At 58.7% G+C, this 17,569-nt stretch carries 11 protein-coding genes and 5 pseudogenes; 13 read left to right on the top strand and 3 right to left on the bottom strand.

Going from position 1 to position 17,569, the window contains the following annotated elements; genetic code table 11:
- The first annotated feature begins 159 nt into the window (after window positions 1-159).
- The 9 genes and pseudogenes from tnpB (C3Y92_RS20485) to C3Y92_RS20435 all read left to right on the top strand — a co-directional run bounded on the left by tnpB (C3Y92_RS20485) (window position 160) and on the right by C3Y92_RS20435 (window position 8,237).
- A complete protein-coding gene (gene tnpB, locus C3Y92_RS20485; protein WP_235669734.1) occupies window positions 160-513 on the top strand; it encodes an IS66 family insertion sequence element accessory protein TnpB in 354 nt (117 codons plus the stop codon).
- Window positions 514-997: 484 nt separating this feature from the next.
- A pseudogene (locus C3Y92_RS20475) lies at window positions 998-1,288 on the top strand (transposase); the annotation flags it as partial.
- A 448-nt stretch (window positions 1,289-1,736) separates the two neighbouring features.
- Window positions 1,737-3,185: a glycosyltransferase gene (locus C3Y92_RS20470; RefSeq protein ID WP_165352183.1), complete on the top strand. Its 1,449-nt coding sequence runs from the start codon at window positions 1,737-1,739 to the stop codon at window positions 3,183-3,185.
- A 280-nt stretch (window positions 3,186-3,465) separates the two neighbouring features.
- Window positions 3,466-5,388, top strand: a complete 1,923-nt coding sequence (asnB, locus tag C3Y92_RS20465) for an asparagine synthase (glutamine-hydrolyzing) (RefSeq protein ID WP_129356039.1) — start codon at window positions 3,466-3,468, stop codon at window positions 5,386-5,388.
- A gap of 506 nt (window positions 5,389-5,894) precedes the next feature.
- Window positions 5,895-6,356, top strand: a complete 462-nt coding sequence (locus tag C3Y92_RS20455; RefSeq protein ID WP_129356037.1) for a hypothetical protein — start codon at window positions 5,895-5,897, stop codon at window positions 6,354-6,356.
- 62 nt (window positions 6,357-6,418) lie between these two features.
- Window positions 6,419-7,198 (top strand): annotated as a pseudogene (gene istA, locus C3Y92_RS20450) (IS21 family transposase); the annotation flags it as partial.
- A gap of 58 nt (window positions 7,199-7,256) precedes the next feature.
- Complete coding sequence (gene tnpA / locus C3Y92_RS21855) at window positions 7,257-7,607, top strand: IS66 family insertion sequence element accessory protein TnpA (protein ID WP_129356033.1); 351 nt, start codon at window positions 7,257-7,259, stop codon at window positions 7,605-7,607.
- Window positions 7,604-7,957 carry an IS66 family insertion sequence element accessory protein TnpB gene (gene tnpB / locus C3Y92_RS20440; protein WP_268932651.1) on the top strand — a complete coding sequence of 118 codons (354 nt, stop codon included), beginning with the start codon at window positions 7,604-7,606 and terminating at the stop codon, window positions 7,955-7,957. Before tnpA ends, tnpB (C3Y92_RS20440) begins: the two co-directional genes overlap by 4 nt.
- 49 nt (window positions 7,958-8,006) lie before the next feature.
- Window positions 8,007-8,237 (top strand): hypothetical protein, encoded by a 231-nt coding sequence (locus tag C3Y92_RS20435; protein ID WP_235669732.1) that lies wholly within the window; start codon window positions 8,007-8,009, stop codon window positions 8,235-8,237.
- Here the strand turns inward: C3Y92_RS20435 and C3Y92_RS20430 are convergent.
- A complete protein-coding gene (locus tag C3Y92_RS20430; RefSeq protein WP_129356029.1) occupies window positions 8,234-8,791 on the bottom strand; it encodes a recombinase family protein in 558 nt (185 codons plus the stop codon). The genes C3Y92_RS20435 and C3Y92_RS20430 overlap by 4 nt on opposite strands.
- 169 nt (window positions 8,792-8,960) lie before the next feature.
- Here C3Y92_RS20430 and C3Y92_RS20425 point away from each other — a divergent pair.
- Window positions 8,961-9,362, top strand: a pseudogene (locus C3Y92_RS20425) (DUF4158 domain-containing protein); the annotation flags it as partial.
- Window positions 9,363-9,451: 89 nt separating this feature from the next.
- Here the strand turns inward: C3Y92_RS20425 and C3Y92_RS20420 are convergent.
- The gene (locus C3Y92_RS20420; RefSeq protein WP_129356027.1) at window positions 9,452-10,072 is read right to left on the bottom strand and encodes a recombinase family protein; all 621 of its coding nucleotides are present in this window, start codon (window positions 10,070-10,072) and stop codon (window positions 9,452-9,454) included.
- A 101-nt stretch (window positions 10,073-10,173) separates the two neighbouring features.
- Between C3Y92_RS20420 and C3Y92_RS20415 the strand changes: the two genes are divergently transcribed.
- From C3Y92_RS20415 to tnpC, 3 genes and pseudogenes are all read left to right on the top strand, one after another.
- Window positions 10,174-13,131: a Tn3 family transposase gene (locus tag C3Y92_RS20415; protein ID WP_129356025.1), complete on the top strand. Its 2,958-nt coding sequence runs from the start codon at window positions 10,174-10,176 to the stop codon at window positions 13,129-13,131.
- 31 nt (window positions 13,132-13,162) lie between these two features.
- Window positions 13,163-15,733, top strand: a pseudogene (locus C3Y92_RS20410) (Tn3 family transposase); the annotation flags it as partial.
- A 33-nt stretch (window positions 15,734-15,766) separates the two neighbouring features.
- A pseudogene (gene tnpC / locus C3Y92_RS20405) lies at window positions 15,767-17,149 on the top strand (IS66 family transposase); the annotation flags it as partial.
- Window positions 17,150-17,378: 229 nt separating this feature from the next.
- On the opposite strand, the gene C3Y92_RS21735 reads toward tnpC, so the two are convergent.
- Window positions 17,379-17,567, bottom strand: a complete 189-nt coding sequence (locus C3Y92_RS21735) for a transposase (RefSeq protein ID WP_165352181.1) — start codon at window positions 17,565-17,567, stop codon at window positions 17,379-17,381.
- Window positions 17,568-17,569: the final 2 nt, after the last annotated feature.

The raw sequence follows: 17,569 nt of genomic DNA, 5'->3' as shown, positions 1-17,569 counted from the left end.
CCATTAGCTGAGCACCCAGTGGATCCATAGGGGCGGTCGCCGACATGTTCCCCTGCGCCTGCACGTGGGCGAACGATTCCAGGTGGATATCGCCGAAGATTTTGTCGCGCCAGTACTGCGAAGGTTGCTTGATGTCCTGGCCGGGATGGAGCGCTCGGCGTGAACATCCTTGGTCCAAGCGCGAAAGTCTTTCTGGTGCTGGGGACGACCGACATGCGTAAGGCCATCAATGGGTTGTCGCTGCTGGTGGCTGAGCATCTGGAGATGGACGTCTTTTCCGGACATTTGTTCGCCTTTTGCAACCGAGACCGCAACATCATCAAGATTTTGTATTGGGATAACAACGGATTGTGTCTCTGGCAAAAGCGACTGGAGAGGCACCGCTTCACCTGGCCGGAGTCCGTCCAGGAGGTTCTGGAGCTGACGTCCCGCGAACTAGGGTGGCTGCTCGAAGGGCTGGATCCGCTTCAAATTCGAGGCCACCCCGGCCTGCGATATTCGACGCTTTATTGATAAAAGTCTTTACATTTCAAACAATTGACTGCATATTTTGCAGGCCATGGACATCGCTTCCCTGCCCAACGATCCCGCCGCGCTCAAGGAACTCCTCGTCGACAAGGCCAGCTACATCGCCCAACTGGAGGAGCAGGTCCGCCTGCTCAAGGCGATTCTCCATTTGGCCAAGTCGGAACGCCAGGCCAAGAGGCCTTCCAGAACAAACTGCTCGGCGCGGCGACCATCGATCGGCTCCGCCATGGTGCCTACCGGCTTGTCCTCAACGGGAAGAGCTACCGATCGCCAAGGCTCGCGGAAAGCGCTTGCGAAAGCGTGGCATAACTATCAAACAACGAGGGAAAGTCCGAGCCGACTGGCAACGAAACGACTGGCTCCATTAGCCCGCCCCATGACACCTGTTGCTCTCCGCCATCCTCGCCCCTCCTTGCTTGGGGCAAGAATGCCAGATACAATGGGAGCTCGGTAGAAGGGGCGGAATTTGCGCTTACCCAGTTTCATGGACGAAACCGAGCACGACGTGCTGGCCTACATGACCTTCCCGGCACAGCACCGGGTTAAGCTGCACAGTACCAATCCGCTGGAAAGGTTGAACAAAGAGGTGAAGCGGCGAGCGGACGTGGTCGGCATCTTCCCCAACGAGCAGTCCATCATCCGGCTCATCGGGGCCATCTTGCTGGAGCAAAACGACGAGTGGCAGTTGCAAAGCCGCTACATGCAGGTCGAGGCCATGGCCGAACTCAACACCCGACCCAACGAGGCGCAGCCAGCCTAAATCCCGCCCAGGGCAGCCTAACCGATTGCCACCTCAAGCACACCGGAATTTACACCACGTTGACGGACGTGACCCTCTAAAGGCTGTTTGCTGAGGAGAGGTGTCTCCCCTTGGCTTCTAAAATCGCAGTCCTCGGGGAAATCACGAAACATTGCCGGTTTTATGCTCGAAACAGCCCCAAAAGACGGTGACAAGAGAACTCAAAGGATTTATTACTCAGGGGATGAAATGCTTAGCACTCCACCGCTGAACAATGGTGTCCCGCCTTGATTCCTGGCGAACTGTGTACAAAGTGTTAAATATTATGTGCTCCCAGTAATATATTCCAGCCATGACAGCCTTCACCAAAGCCACCGAATGCCGTAGCGAGTGAAATTAACCCATTACAAAATTATGTGTATCGATGAAATTTTTTTATGACGACATGATATTAAAGAGTCTTTCTTGCTTGGAGAGCATTCTATTATTGCTCAAGAAGTATGTTGCTTGGGCGGCCAACTTATATATTTTTTTTAAAAAATATAGACCTAGTTTTGTTGCTGAAATAGTTGCGTCGGATGCTGCTTATCTTATAAGCGTCGTGCTGAGTCGGAAAATTTTGACCTTACCCTACTTAGAAACGGGTGACAGTCAAGCTATTAACGCGCCATCTCCTGCCAAATCCTTTACATTGACGAGGAAAAAATCTCACAGCTTATATTGCGGCAGCTTGGCATCGGGTGGAGCGGAAAGGCAGGTTACTGCTCTTGCCTGTGAATTGAAAGCACGAGGTCAGAATGTAAGTGTTTATTGCCAACAGCTGAAAAGCGCAGCGCACAAGCATTATTTGTCACACCTTCAGGAAGCAGACGTTCCAGTAAAATCACCAGGATTATACGCAATTGTTAGAGCCTTGTTGCATTTGTTGTGGACAAAGCGAGATATCTCGATTTTTCAATACATACCACCAGCAATCCGCATTAACGTTCTAAGACTTTATGGGGAATTGCTTTCTTCGCCGCCTGACATCTTGCATTGCTGGCTTGATCATACGAATTGCTCTGGGGGATGGGCCGGACTCCTGGCCGGTGTTCCATTGGTCCGCCTTTCCTTCCGAAATATGAATCCTACCCGCTTGCCCTACCTGTACGCGCCCTGGATGCATGCGACCTACCGCGTTCTCGCCATGCATCCCAATGTAACGTTTGAAGCCAATTCCACCTTAGGCGGGCACGATTACGCTGACTGGGTCGGCATCTCTCGCGACCGTGTCAGCATTATTCCCAATGGTGTGTATCAAGCCGCTTTCCACAAACCGCACCGACAAGAAATATCGGCGACTCGGCAGTCCCTCGGCATCGCTTCGGACACACCTTTGGTCTGTTGCGTCTTCCGTTTATCTCCGGAAAAACGCCCTCTAGACATGATTTCCATCCTGCTGCAACTGCGTAGGCTCCTCCCAAATGCGCACCTCATTCACGCCGGCGTCGGGCCAATGGAGGAGGACATCAAGGAAGCAATACAGCAAAATAATCTGGCGGACTGCTTCCACCTGCTGGGCAGACGCAAGGATATTCCGAGACTACTTTGCGCTTCCGATGTCTTGTTGCTACCTTCCGAATACGAAGGCATGCCGAATGTCATTCTGGAATCGTTGTTTTTCGCGCGCCCTGTGGTGGCTACCTATGCCGGAGGCGCTCCCGAAATCGTTATACCAGGCGAGAACGGATTTCTACATCGTCCAGGTGATATCTCCGGCCTTACGCAGAGCCTGCACAAGTTGTTGGTAGATCGTCAATTGAATCGACAGTTCGGCACCGCCGGTCAGCAACGGATTCTCTCTGATTTTACGAGTTGCCGTATGGCCGAGATGACTTTACGCTCCTATGACTATTCACTGGCAAAGATTTATGGCTGATACCTCCTCTCCCTTTATCAGAAAAGAACTGGGAAGGGTTGTTTCGGAGCGGACCCAGGGCTGCACAAAGAGCGGCCTTTCTGAAGCACCTAGCCTATTCAGGATTACGCTCCTAAATTGAGCTTCGCGCACAGAAAGCAACGGCTCGTGGCGATTTGTAACAGGTTAGCACATTTGGGACGAATCTTCTGTCGGAAATGTGTTGATACGATCCTAAGGCGGTGCGCGAACTGAGTTTCGGCCGCCTTTTATCGGTTTCGTTGGTCACAAGGGAGGACCTATGTGTGGCATAGTTGGTTTCTGGCAGCATAACGGCTCGGTCGGTGGCGAAGAGCTTGAGCGTGCGACTAGGCAAATGACAGACACTCTGCACCACAGAGGACCCGACAGCAGCGGCGTCTGGTGCGACGCCAAAGTTGGGGTCGGACTCGGACACCGTCGACTGGCCATTTTGGATCTGACACCCACCGGGCACCAACCTATGATTTCTAAGGACGGACGCTATGTGCTCGTTTACAACGGCGAGATATACAACGCCGAAGCTCTGCGGCGTGAACTGCTCCGGGACGGTGCCTCCTTTACCGGCCGGTCCGACACTGAAGTCCTGCTTGAAGGCTGCGCCGTATGGGGGGTCGAGCCCTGCCTACGGCGTGTCAACGGCATGTTTGCCTTCGCTTTATGGGATGCGAAAGAGCGAATCTTGTTCCTGGCTCGCGATCACCTAGGCATAAAGCCGCTGTACTGGGGCCGATTCGGACCATTGTTCCTTTTTGGTTCGGAACTTAAGGCCCTGCGCCGGCATGACGGCTGGACTCCATCTATTGATCGGGAGGCGTTAGCCGCCTATGTGCGCTACTGCTATATTCCAGCACCACGAAGCATTTATCAAGGAGTACACAAGTTACCGCCAGGCTGTTTCCTAGCCATGGGTGAGGGAGCGGAACCCGCCATCACCGCGTATTGGGACGCACGCACTGTAGCCCTGGACCGCATGCGTCACCGCCGGACCGAGTCCGACAATGACTTGGTCCTCGCTCTGGAACACCTTCTGCTCGACTCGGCTCAGGGCCAGATGACTGCAGACGTTCCCCTAGGGGCCTTTCTTTCTGGGGGTATCGATTCTTCCCTGGTCGTTTCCCTTATGCAGGCCCGATCCGTCCAACCGGTGCGCACCTTTTCCATCGGTTTCGAAGAGAGCGACTACAACGAGGCGCCGTTCGCCAAGGCTGTGGCGGAACACCTAGGCACAGTCCACACGGAATGCTACATGACGCCAAAGGACGCCTGGGGAACTATTCCGCTCCTCCCAAGCCTCTATGACGAGCCGTTCGCCGACTCATCGCAGCTTCCCACCTATCTCCTGTCGAAAATTACGCGACAACACGTCACTATTGCTCTATCCGGCGACGGTGGAGACGAACTCTTCGCTGGCTATAGTCGTTATTTCCATTTTCTCCAAAACTACCGTAATCCTCTTGGTACTCCAATCTCCAAATGGGTTCAGCCCGCACTGAGAAGGTTGCCTCCTGGTCTGTGCGAGCGAGTTGCGAGGTTTGTGCCGTTACGCTGGAAGGGATGGTCGCTTGACGAGTGCGTGCGCGAGTTCTTCAAGCAGACCGGCAGTGGGGCCATGGAATTCTATCAATCCTGCATGTCCCATTGGCAGACCCCAGAGGATCTGGTACTTGGCGGTCGAGAGCCCAAGACTGTGATACTCGACCGTTCGCTGGAACAACTTGTGCCTAACCATGTAGAGCGGATGCAGCTCCTCGACGCTCTAACTTATCTTCCGGACGATATCCTCACTAAAGTGGACAGGGCCAGCATGGCTGTCTCCCTGGAGGTCCGGGTACCGCTCCTTGACCATAGAGTCTTTGAATTCACTTGGGGACTGCCGGATCGGATGCGGGTCCGGGATGGCATGGGCAAATGGATCTTGCGACAAATTCTGTACAAGTACGTGCCCAAGGAACTCGTGGATCGCCCGAAAATGGGCTTTGGCGTGCCCATTGACGTTTGGCTGCGGGGCCCGCTACGGGACTGGGCGGAATCACTCCTCGACGAAGGTCGGCTGGCCAAGGAGGGCTATTTCAATCCCACTCTTGTCCGGGACTACTGGAAGCGGCATCTAGAAGGACAAAATCAACAATACCTGCTGTGGGACATCCTCATGTTCCAGGGCTGGCTAGAAACCATGGTCTAAGAGGAGACGGATGGAGACAAACCGTCACCCTTTCTCAGCCTGAAACGCCCGAAGGCTTGCACGCTCGACAGCGGGCAGGGTCAAACGACGTGGCATGCGTTTCCTTGTCCCTAAAAACGCAGGTTTCAGGGCTGTCATGGGGCGGGCTAATGGAGCCAGTCGTTTCGTTGCCAGTCGGCTCGGACTTTCCCTCGTAGTTTGATAGTTATGCCACGCTTTCGCAAGCGCTTTCCGCGAGCCTTGGCGAGCGGTAGCTCTTCCCGTTGAGGACAAGCCGGTAAGCACCGTGGCGGAGCCGATCGATGGTCGCCGCGCCGAGCAGTTTGTTCTGGTGTCGGCGGGCGCGCATATGGAGCCAAAGCCGGGGCGGGTTAATGAGGCCACCCCATGGGCGGGCTAATGGAGCCAGCCTCGGGGCGGGTTAATCGAGCCACCATCGTTTCCAGCCTTCGCTCGGACTTCCGCGACGGGCTATCCACTCCACGAGCAACATCGAGGAGGAAAGGATGGCCAACCGGAGGTTCGCAGTGCATGAAATTCGTCACGTTATCGCCAGGATGCGCCTGGGTGAGTCCGACCGCCAGATTGCCACGGCCGGCCTTATGGGCCGGGCCAAAGCGGGCAAGCTCCGTCTGTTGGCTCAGGATCAAGGCTGGCTGAACAAGGATTCGCCGCTGCCCGACAACGAGGTCATCGAGCGGCTGACCAGAAAGACGTCCCCAACAAAACGCGGACAATCCCAGGTCCTCCCCTTTGCGAACCAAGTCCTGGCCTGGGCGGGACAAGGCATTGCTTGGACGACGATCCACCAGACGCTGGTCAGGAAGTTCCCCTTCGCTGGCAGCTACGACGCGGTCAAACGCTTCTTGCGACACCACAAGCAGGAGCGGCCGGCCACGGTTATGCTCGACTGTCTACCAGCATGGAATATTGACCCCATTGAGGGCGAAATCAGCGTCGAAAATTGACCCCCTCGGCAGCCCCCTTAGATGTCTTGGATCACCAGAGGCACAAGGGGTACCACGAGGAGATGCTGATAGTGGAGACGATCAAAAAGGTCCGGCTGGCGGCGCGACGAGATGGAAAATCCATTAAACAGATCGCACGAGAACTGAGGTTATCCAAGAATACCGTTCGGAAGATCCTCCGAGAGGATGTTATTAAGCTGCACTACGAACGCCGTATCCAGCCAAGGCCCATGCTTGGCGCGTTTGTTCCTTCTTTGGAAAAACGCCTCGAGGAGGATAAAAATCTTCCACAAAGACAGCGTCGTTCTGCAAAGCGACTTTACGAGGAGATCAAGCAAGAAGGTTACGCTGGTTCCTACGACAATGTTCAACGCTACGTCAGAGCATGGCGACGTGAACAGCAACTCTTGACGAATCAAGCTTTTGTTCCCCTGGTTTTCTCGCCTGGAGAAGCGTTTCAATTCGATTGGAGCCATGAGGACGTCCTGCTTGGCGGATTGCCGGCGCGGGTGAAGGTGGCGCATGTCCGGCTCTGCTACAGCCGGATGTGTTTTGTCGTCGCCTACCCTCGAGAAACCCAAGAGATGGTTTTCGACGCTCACATGCGGGCTTTCGAGTTTTTTGGTGGCGTAACGAGGCGCGGCATTTACGACAACATGAAGACGGCCGTGAAGAAGATCCTTATCGGCAAAGATCGAGACTTCAACGAGCGCTTTGAACAGCTCTGTTCCCACTACCTGTTTGAGCCGGTGGCCTGTACGCCTGCCGCCGGTTGGGAGAAAGGCCAAGTGGAACGGCAGGTCGGCCTGGTCCGGGAACAGTTCTTCAGTAATCGTCAAAAGAACCCCTTCTTACGCCTCCTGAGTTTTCTGACATGGAGTGTCCCCAGGAGGGACGACCATGGTAGCATCCGCAACGGAGCATAGATCCGAGAAGGCGGCGTATTGGGCTGAACATTTTGAGGCTTGGCGAGGGAGTGGTCTAAGCCAGGGGGCTTACTGCCGGCGGCATGGCCTTTCCCAAAGTTCATGGGGCTATTGGCGGAATCGTTTGGCGAGATTGGCCAACGAAGAGGCAGCGCCTTGCTTCGCAATCGTCCCTGTGCCGCTGCCTGCGTCGCCCCAGGCGGACATGGCAACCACGCCTGAACCGATGTTGGTGCACGTGGGCAACGCCTTTCACATCGAGATCAGAGGCGACTTCGCCGCGCCGGTGCTGGAAAAGCTTATCCGCACGCTGACACGACTATGATGCTGCCGGCAAACGACGTCCGGGTTTACTTGGCCTTGGGGGCCACGGACATGCGCAAGTCCATTGATGGCCTCTCCATCCTGGTGTCACAGCAGCTTACGCTCGATCCGTTCGCCGGCCACCTGTTCGGATTTTGCAACCGCAGCAGGACCATCATCAAACTGCTCTACTGGGATCGCAACGGCTTTTGCCTGTGGCACAAGCGCCTGGAGCGTCATGTATTCCGCTGGCCGACCCGCGAGGCCGAGGTGCTGACCATCGACTCCAGGCAGCTCGCTTGGCTGCTCGACGGTCTTGATCCCCTCGCTGTAAAAGGCCATTCCCGCCTGGAGTATTCGACGGTCTTTTGACCAGTATTGCCTTGATTAAATTGGATAATACTGGCATATTGTCCGGGCTGTGGACATTAATTCTCTTCCTGACGACCCCGCCACACTGAAAGGCCTGCTCGCCGAGATGGCCACCAGTCAAGCTGACCAGCAGCAACAGATTGCCCAGCTCGAACAGCGCATTCGGCTTCTGAACCTGATCATCTACGGCTCGAAGTCCGAGAAAAAGCCCCGTACCGGCCAGGAACAGCAGCTTTCCTTGTTGGGGTCGTCTCAGAAAACGGAAAATAAAGCACGCTAAGCGTTCGTCGAGGCCGGCACCCAGCGGTAGAGCGTCGGAATGGACACGCCGAGGTTCTTGGCCACGTCCTTGGGCGGGACGCCACTGGCTAGGAGTTTCTTGGCTGACTCGATCTTGCTGGCGGTCATCTTGGGTTTGCGGCCACCCTTGCGGCCCAGCTGACGGGCGACTTCCAGCCCGGCGCGTGTGCGCTCGACGATCAGCTCGCGCTCCATTTCGGCGAGGCTGGCCATGACATGAAAGAAGAACCGGCCTGACGGCGTGCTCGTGTCGATGGAGTCCGTGAGGCTCTTGAACTGGACGCCCTGCTTGTATAGTTCGCCTACCAAATCAACCAGTTGCTTGACGCTCCGACCAAGACGATCCAACTTCCAGACGACGAGGGTATCCCCCTCGCGTAACATTTCCAGCGCTGTGGCCAAGCCGGGCCGTTCGGCACGGCTGCCGCTCACTTTGTCTTCAAAAACCTTCCGGCATCCAGTCTTGATCAAGGCCTCGCGCTGAAGCTCAAGGTTCTGGTCTTGTGTTGAAACACGTGCGTAGCCGATGAACACAATCCCCTGACCCCCTTCGTTCCTTCTCAAAACTCATTGAAATGATAAAAAACGAGAATAGTATTTCAAGAACTATTTTCGAGAAGAGTAACACCTTGATTTTCCGTGCCGCGCCTGTTGCCTCGGCAGGCTTGTCACAAACCTACGTCTTCAAGAAGAAGGAAACCGCATGCCCCGACGTTCGATCCTGTCCGCCGCCGAGCGCGAAAGCCTGTTGGCGTTGCCGGACACCAAGGACGAGTTGATCCGTCACTACACATTCAGCGAAAGTGACCTCTCTATCATCCGGCAGCGGCGCGGTCCGGCAAACCGCCTGGGTTTCGCCGTGCAGCTCTGCTACTTGCGCTTTCCCGGTGTCATCCTTGGCGTCGATGAGCCACCATTCCCGCCCTTGCTGAGACTGGTTGCTAACCAGCTCAAGGTCGGCATCGAAAGCTGGGAGGAGTACGGGCAGCGGGAACAGACCCGGCGCGAGCATCTGGTCGAACTGCAAACGGTATTCGGCTTCCAGCCATTCACCATGAGCCGCTACCGGGAGGCCGTCCAGTTGCTGACCGAGTTGGCCATGCAGGGGTAAACCCAACATTCATGTCACCAGGTATCAAGTAGCTTCGAGCAGGCCCCTGGACATGAGGGGTCTGACAAGCAAATCATAAAATTTCAAGTTGTTGCATCGCACTGGGCGTTCCTGTGCCGGTGGACGATGCTCATCACCGTGTTTTTGCTGAGCTTCAGCTCCTTGGCGATGTCTCGATAGGACCAGCCCTCCTCCACGAGGCGGAGCACCTTGGGGGCCAGGCGGTCGGCCTTGGGGCGATGGCCGGGCCTGCGCCCAAAGGTCTTCCCCCGCGCCTTGGCTGCGGCGATGCCGGACCGCACCCGTTCCCGGAGCAGATCCCGTTCGAACTCGGCCAGCGCGGCCATCATGGACGCGATCAGCTTGCCTTGGGGCGTGCTCAGTTCAAACTGGAGGCCGGTCTGCGCGATCAGGGAGACATTCCAGGCCTGAAGACCGTGGAGGGTCTGGACCAGATCCGTGGTGCTGCGCCCCCAGCGGGTCAATTCGGTCACCAATACGGCGTCGATGCGCCGGTCCTGGGCTAGGGCCATGACTTTCTGTCGTTCCGGCCGTTGGTCCTTGGTCCCTGACGAAATCTCCCTGCGGATATCCACCACCTCGAAGCCCGCCCGAGCCGCATAGGCCAGGAGGTCCTGCTCCTGTCGGGCACAGGACTGATCGGCCGTTGAGACCCGGCAGTAGATGGCCACTTTCTGTCTCAATTGAACCTCTCGGATTTTGCGGCCTGGGAATCCTTGTGGGGCGTGGCTCGCCTTGTGTATCATTCTGGGTAGAGTTCAATGTGCACAATCCGGAGGTTTTTGTGAAGCGATGCTGGAGCCGGGACGAGCTGGAGCTGCACTGGGGACTCCTGCCTCCGGAATCGGGTCTGCTCCGCAACAAGAGCGGGGCCACTCGCCTGGGATTCTCGCTGCTGCTGAAATTCTTCCAGCTGGAAGGGCGTTTTCCGACGGCTGCTCACGAGATGCCAGATCAGGCCGTCGCCTTCCTTGCCGAGCAAACCCAGGTCCCTGCAGCGGACTGGCGGCAGTATCCCTGGGATGGCCCCACCATTCGCCGGCATCGAGCCGAGATCCGCAGCTGGGCCGGGTTTCGCGAAGCCACCGTTGAGGATGCGCGGGCGCTGGAAGCCTGGCTCCTGGCGGAGGTGCTGCCTGCGGAGCAGCGCTACGACCGGCTGAAGGAAGCGGCTTTGGACCGCTGCCGGACCCTGCGGATAGAACCGCCTGCTCCGGAGCGGCTCAAGCGCCACATCCGGGCTGCAGCCCATGCCCACGAAGTCCGCTTCAGCCAAAGCATCCACCATCAATTGCCCCCGCCCGTCTTGGCGCGTCTCGCCGGGCTGTTGACGCCCTTGCCGTCTGCGGCTGAGGCCTCCGAATGGACGGCTTGGCAAACCCTGAAAGCCGATCCGGGCAAGCCGAGCGTGGCGAGCGTCAAGGAGGCCGCCGCCCGGCTGCTGCTTGTGCGGGAGGTCGGGCTTCCGGCCGGACTCTTCGCAGGCGTCCAGCCCAAGGCCTTGGACAGGTACGTCAAACGAGCCTCGGTCGAAGAGCCCCATGAGCTTCGCCGGCACAGCGGGCCGCTCCAGGCCACGCTCATGGCCGCCTTCCTGCATCGCAGGGCCGAGGAGCTGACCGACCATCTCGTTGATTTGCTTGTGGAACTCATCCACAAGATGAGCAAGCGGGCGGAACACAAGGTTGAAGAGGGGCTGGCCAGCCAGTTCCAGAAGGTCCCCGGCAAGCTCGGGCTGCTGGCCCGCATGGCGGACGCATCTCTGAACGCGCCGGAAGGCGTGGTCAACCAGGTCATCTTTCCAGTGGCCTCGCAACAGCTCCTGAAGGCCCTGCTTCAGGAGATACAGGCCTCCGGGCCGGGCTACAAGGAGACCGTGCGAACTGTGCTCAAGCGCTCATACCGGTCCCATTATCGCCGGATCCTGCCGGAACTGCTGGACGTCCTGGAGTTCAGGTGCGGGAACGCCCGACATCAGCCGGTGATGGAAGCCCTGGCCGTGCTCAAGGCCCACCTGTGGTGCAAGGGATCGTCGTACCCCAAGGGGACAACGGTGGTCACCGAGGGCGTGGTCCGTCCCGCCTGGATGCCGCTGGTGCTCGACGACGACGGCACCCCGCCCAGGATCAACCGTATCGCCTATGAAATCTGCGTGCTCAAGGCGCTGCGGGAGCAACTGCGGTGTCGGGAAATCTGGGTGGTGGGCAGCCGCCGCTACCGGAATCCCGAGGAGGATCTGCCACAAGACTTCGAAGCCCGACGGGAGGCCTACTACTCGGATCTGGGCCTCCTCCTGGATCCCAAGGCCTTCACCGCAGCCCTCAGAGAGGAGATGGACCACTCGTTGGCGGCCTTGAATGAGGGGATGCCGGCCAACCCAAGGGTCAAGATATTACAGAAAAAAGGCGGCTGGATCGCGGTCTCGCCCTTCGAGCCCCAGGCCGAGCCGGAAAATCTGGGGGCGCTCAAGGCCGAGGTGGCGCGACGCTGGCCGATGACCAGCCTGCTCGATGTCCTGAAGGAAACCGACCATCAGGTGGGCTTCGCGCAGTGCCTGAGGAGCGGCACGGAGCGCGAGCACCTGGACCGCCGCGTGCTGCGTCGTCGCCTCCTGCTTTGCCTCTACGGGCTTGGCACCAATACCGGCCTCAAGCCCATGGCTACCGGCCATGCCGACGACTCGGCCAAGGACCTGCTCTATGTCAGGCGGCGCTTCCTTTCTCTCGAAGGCCTGCGCCAGGCCATTGCCCGGGTGGTGAACGCCACCCTGGAGGTCCGCCTGTCCCAAATCTGGGGCGAGGCCACCACGGCCTGCGCCTCGGACTCCAAGCAACTGGGTGCCTGGGACCAGAATCTGCTCACGGAATGGCATGTTCGTTATGGAGGGCGCGGCGTAATGGTCTATTGGCATGTCGAGAAGCGGGCCACCTGCATCTACTCCCAGTTCAAGCGTGTCTCCTCCTCGGAGGCCGCCGCCATGATCGAAGGCGTGCTGCGGCACTGCACGGAGATGGAGGTGGAGCGGCAGTTCGTGGACAGCCACGGGCAGAGCGAAGTCGCCTTCGCCTTTTGCCGGCTGCTGGGCTTCGAGCTGATGCCCCGGCTTAAAGGCATCCACCGGCAGCGACTTTATCGGCCCGAGCCCGGAAAAGTCTACCAGAACCTCGCCCCGGTAATGGCTGCCAGATCCATCAACTGGGAGTTGATCGAACAGCAGCTCGATGCCATGGTGAAGCACACCATAGCCCTGAAGCTGGGAACGGCCGATGCGGAGAGCATCCTGCGCCGCTTCACCCGGACGAATATCCAGCATCCGGCCTACAAGGCTTTGACGGAGCTCGGCAAGGCCATCAAGACGATCTTTCTGTGCCGCTACCTTGGATCTGAAGCGCTGCGACGCGAGATTCACGAAGGCCTGAATGTCGTGGAAAACTGGAACAGCGCGAACAACTTCATCTTCTACGGCAAAGGGGGCGAGCTGACCACGAACCGGCGCGAGGACCAAGAGATGGGCCTGCTGTGCTTGCATCTTCTCCAGTCCAGCCTGGTCTTCGTCAACACGCTGATGATCCAGCGGATCCTCACCGATCCTGCATGGACAACGCCGATGGAGACGCGGGACCTGGCTGCACTGACGCCCCTGGTCTACCACCACATCAACCCCTACGGCCTCTTTGAACTGGACCTGGACGCGAGAATCCCTCTCGGAGATATGACAGCGGAGCCAGTCCCCGCTACTTGATACCTGGTGACACGAATGTTGGGTTTACCCCATGCAGACCGACAAGGGCATCGTGCTGGCCAGCGCCTTGATCGAACACCTGCGGCGGCAATCAATCATTCTGCCTGCCCTCAACGCCGTCGAGCGTGCCAGCGCCGAGGCGATCACCCGCGCCAACCGGCACATCTACAAAGCCTTGGCCGAGCCTCTGTCGGACGCGCATCACCGTTGTCTCGATGGCCTGCTCATGCGCCGCGACAACGGCAAGACGACTTGGCTCGCCTGGCTGCGCCAGTCACCGGCCAAGCCGAACTCTCGGTGCATGCTCGAACACATCGAGCGCCTCAAAGCCTGGCAGGCGCTCGGCCTGCCTTCGGGCATCGAGCGGCTGGTTCATCAAAATCGGCTGCTCAAAATCGCCCGCGAGGGCGGCCAGATGACGCCCGCCGACTTGGCCAAATTCGAGCCGCAGCGTCGTTACGCCACTCTGGTGGCGCTAGCCATCGAGGGCATGGCGACCGTCACCGACGAGATCATCGATCTGCACGACCGCATCCTTGGCAAGCTGTTCAACGCCGCCAAAAACAAGCATCAGCAGCAATTCCAGGCAGCCGGCAAGTCGATCAATGCCAAGGTACGCTTGTTCGGCCGCATCGGCCAGGCCCTGATCGAAGCCAAGCAAAACGGCGGCGATCCCTTTGCCGCCATCGAGGCTGTCATGCCCTGGGACGCCTTCGCCGAGAGCGTCAACGAGGCGCAGAAGCTCGCGCAGCCCGAGGACTTCGATTTCCTACATCGCATCAGCGAGAGCTACGCCACGCTACGCCGCTACGCGCCGGAATTTTTCGCCGTGCTCAAGCTGCGGGCCGCGCCCGCAGCCAGGAACGTGCTCAATGCCATCGAGGTGCTGCGCGCCATGAACACCGACAACGCCCGCAAGGTGCCCGCCGATGCTCCGACCGATTTCATCAAGCCGCGCTGGCAAAAGCTGGTGATGACCGATGCCGGCATCGACCGGCGTTACTACGAACTGTGCGCACTGTCGGAGTTGAAGAACTCGCTGCGTGCCGGCGACATCTGGGTGCAGGGGTCGCGTCAATTTAAGGACTTCGAGGATTACCTGGTGCCACCGGAGAAATTCGCCAGCCTCATGCAGGCCAGTGAATTGCCGCTGGCCGTAGCTGCCGACTGCGACCAGTACCTGCACGACCGGCTCACGCTGCTGGAAACGCAACTCGCTACGGTCAACCGCATGGCGCTGGCCAACGACCTGCCGGATGCCATCATCACCGAGTCGGGCTTGAAGATCACGCCACTCGATGCGGCGGTGCCCGATACTGCGCAGGCCCTGCTCGACCAGACGACGATGATCCTGCCGCACGTCAAGATCACCGAACTGCTGCTGGAGGTGGACGCGTGGACGGGCTTCACCAGCCACTTCACCCACCTGAAATCGGGCAACCGGGCTAAGGACAAGGATCTGCTGCTGACAACCATCTTGGCCGACGCGATCAACCTGGGCCTGACCAAGATGGTCGAGTCCTGCCCCGGTACAACTTACGCCAAGCTGGCTTGGCTGCAAGCCTGGCACATCCGCGACGAAACCTACTCGACGGCGCTGGCCGAGCTGGTCAATGCCCAGTTCCGGCATCCCTTTGCCGAACATTGGGGCGACGGCACCACATCATCATCGGACGGCCAGAACTTCCGAACCGGGAGCAAGGCCGAGAACACAGGCCACATCAACCCGAAATATGGCAGCAGCCCAGGACGGACATTCTACACCCATATCTCCGACCAGTATACACCGTTCCACATCAAGGTCGTAAACGTAGGCGTGCGCGACTCAACCTACGTGCTTGACGGCCTGCTATACCACGAATCCGATTTGCGCATCGAGGAGCACTACACCGATACGGCAGGCTTCACCGATCACGTCTTCGCCCTCATGCATCTGCTGGGCTTCCGCTTTGCGCCGCGCATCCGCGACCTGGGCGACACCAAGCTCTACATCCCGAAGGGCGACTACGCCTATGACGCGCTGAAACCTATGATCGGCGGCACACTCAACATCAAGCACGTTCGCTCCCATTGGGACGAAATCTTGCGGCTGGCCACCTCGATCAGACAAGGTACGGTGACAGCATCCCTGATGCTGCGCAAGCTCGGCAGTTACCCGCGCCAGAACGGACTGGCCGTGGCGCTCCGTGAACTGGGCCGTTTCGAGCGAACCCTGTTCATCCTGGACTGGTTGCAAAGCGTGGAGTTGCGCCGCCGAGTGCATGCCGGGCTGAACAAGGGCGAGGCTCGCAATGCGCTGGCCAGGGCGGTCTTCTTCAACCGCCTAGGAGAAATTCGCGACCGGAGTTTCGAGCAACAGCGCTACCGGGCCAGCGGCCTCAACCTGGTGACAGCCGCCATCGTACTGTGGAACACGGTCTATCTGGAACGGGCGGCGAACGCCTTGCGCGGCCATGGCCTGATGATCGATGACGCCCTATTGCAGTACCTGTCGCCGCTGGGCTGGGAGCACATCAACCTGACCGGTGATTACCTGTGGCGCAGCAGCGCCAAAATCGGCGCGGGTAAGTTCAGGCCGCTACGCCCACTGAAACCGGCTTAGCGTGCTTTATTTTCCGTTTTCTGAGGTGACCCCTTGTTCGACGAGGCCGAGCAGACGGCGGAGGAGCAAAAGTCGCAGACCTTCGAAGAGGTCTGCGCCCCGGCCCACACCCGCCGCAAGCGCGGACGCCGCCCCATCCCCGCCGACCTGCCCCGGGTCGAAATTATCCACGACCTGCCGGAATCGGAGAAGGCCTGCCCTTGCGGCGCTGAGCTGGTCCGCATCGGCGAGGAAGTTTCCGAAAAACTCGACATCGAGCCGGCCAAGATCCAGGTCATCCGCCACATCCGGCCAAAGTACGCCTGCCGGGCCTGCGAAGGCGTGGAAGATGACGGGCCGACGGTGAAAACCGCGCCCATGCCGCTCCAGCTCATTCCCCAGGGCATCGTCACCCCGGGCCTTTTGGCCCATGTGGCGATCGCCAAATACGCCGACGCGCTTCCCCTCTACCGCCAGGAAGATCAGTTCGCCCGCCTGGGGCTGGACATCTCCCGGGGAACCCTGGCCGGCTGGATGATCCGGGTAGCCAAGGCCTGTGATCCGCTCATCGACCTGATCATTGAGGAGATTCGTTCCGGCCCTCTCGTCAACATGGACGAGACAACAGTCCAGGTGCTTGCCGAACCGGGCCGGGCCAATACCACGAAATCCTTCATGTGGGTCGCCCGGGGCGGAACGCCGGGAAAACCGGTCGTGCTCTTTCGCTATCACCCGACTCGGGCCGGCTGTGTGGCCGCAGAAATCCTTGGAAACTTCCAAGGTTATCTGCAGACCGACGGATATAGCGGCTACGAGGCCCTGGGCGAACGGGAAGGCATCCGCCATCTCGGCTGCATGGCCCATGTCCGGCGAAAATTTGTCGAGGTCGAGAAGACTACCGGCAAAAAGGCTGCGGGGGGCACGGCCCATGCCGTCCTGGACCTGATCGGCAAGCTCTACGGTGTGGAGCGCCAAGCCGAAAAGCAAAAGCTTGCGCCGGAGCAAATCAAAGCGCTACGAGCCGAAAAATCCAGCCCGATCTTGGACAAGCTCAAGGCGCTGCTTGATGCTCGCGTCGCCACCACCCCGCCCAAGAGTCTGCTTGGCAAGGCCGTCAGCTATGCCCTCAAGCAGTGGGACCGGCTGGTCGTGTACCTGGAGGACGGCCGGCTGCGCCCGGACAACAACCTGGCTGAGAACGCCATCCGCCCCTTTGCCGTGGGCCGCAAGAACTGGTTGTTCTCAGGCCATCCGCGCGGAGCCGACGCCTCGGCCACTCTGTACACCCTCATCGAGACCGCCAAGGCCAATGGCCTGGAGCCATATCACTATCTACGCTACCTCTTCGAGCACTTGCCGGCGGCAACTACCGATGCCCAACGCAAGGCCCTCCTGCCCCAACATCTCGAGCCCTGCTCCCTGATCATCCCTGCCTGAGCTTCTGCCGCTTCCTGCTCGCCCTGACAAGACGCGCCTTATTGAGCGCTTACAGTACAGCGTTCCTCAAAGCCTCATCATACCTGCCTGAGCTTATCCTGCTCGCCCTGACAAGACGCGCCTTATTGAGCGCTTACCCAGCGTCTCGATTCAAAGACCATCTCGGCTTAGCCGGCAAACCCTCATAGCCCGTAGACGGACCGCCGTGAAGGTGGGGTCGCCTTTGCGCTTACATCAGCTCTGGCTTGTCTTTGGCTTTTCCATCGCGAAAAATATTGCGCTTGATGTCCTGATTCGCAAGCTCGTCCGGATTCAACTCCGGGCTGTAGGGCGGTAGAAGTAAAAGTTTGATTTTGTTCTCATGTTCGACCAGCCACTCTTGAACTTTCTTCACTTTGTGTACCGAATGTCGGTCCACAA

Source organism: Solidesulfovibrio carbinolicus (assembly GCF_004135975.1).
Classification (GTDB): domain Bacteria; phylum Desulfobacterota; class Desulfovibrionia; order Desulfovibrionales; family Desulfovibrionaceae; genus Solidesulfovibrio; species Solidesulfovibrio carbinolicus.
The sequence above is the reverse complement of the archived record's forward strand: the minus strand, read 5'-3'. Positions and strand labels throughout refer to the sequence as shown.

What these genes read in the sequence shown, in the direction of transcription:
- tnpA (WP_129356033.1), top strand. Translation starts at nt 7,257, where the DNA reads ATGGTAGCATCCGCAACGGAGCATAGATCCGAGAAGGCGGCGTATTGG.
- C3Y92_RS20455 (WP_129356037.1), top strand. Translation starts at nt 5,895, where the DNA reads ATGGCCAACCGGAGGTTCGCAGTGCATGAAATTCGTCACGTTATCGCC.
- asnB (WP_129356039.1), top strand. Translation starts at nt 3,466, where the DNA reads ATGTGTGGCATAGTTGGTTTCTGGCAGCATAACGGCTCGGTCGGTGGC.
- tnpB (WP_268932651.1), top strand. Translation starts at nt 7,604, where the DNA reads ATGATGCTGCCGGCAAACGACGTCCGGGTTTACTTGGCCTTGGGGGCC.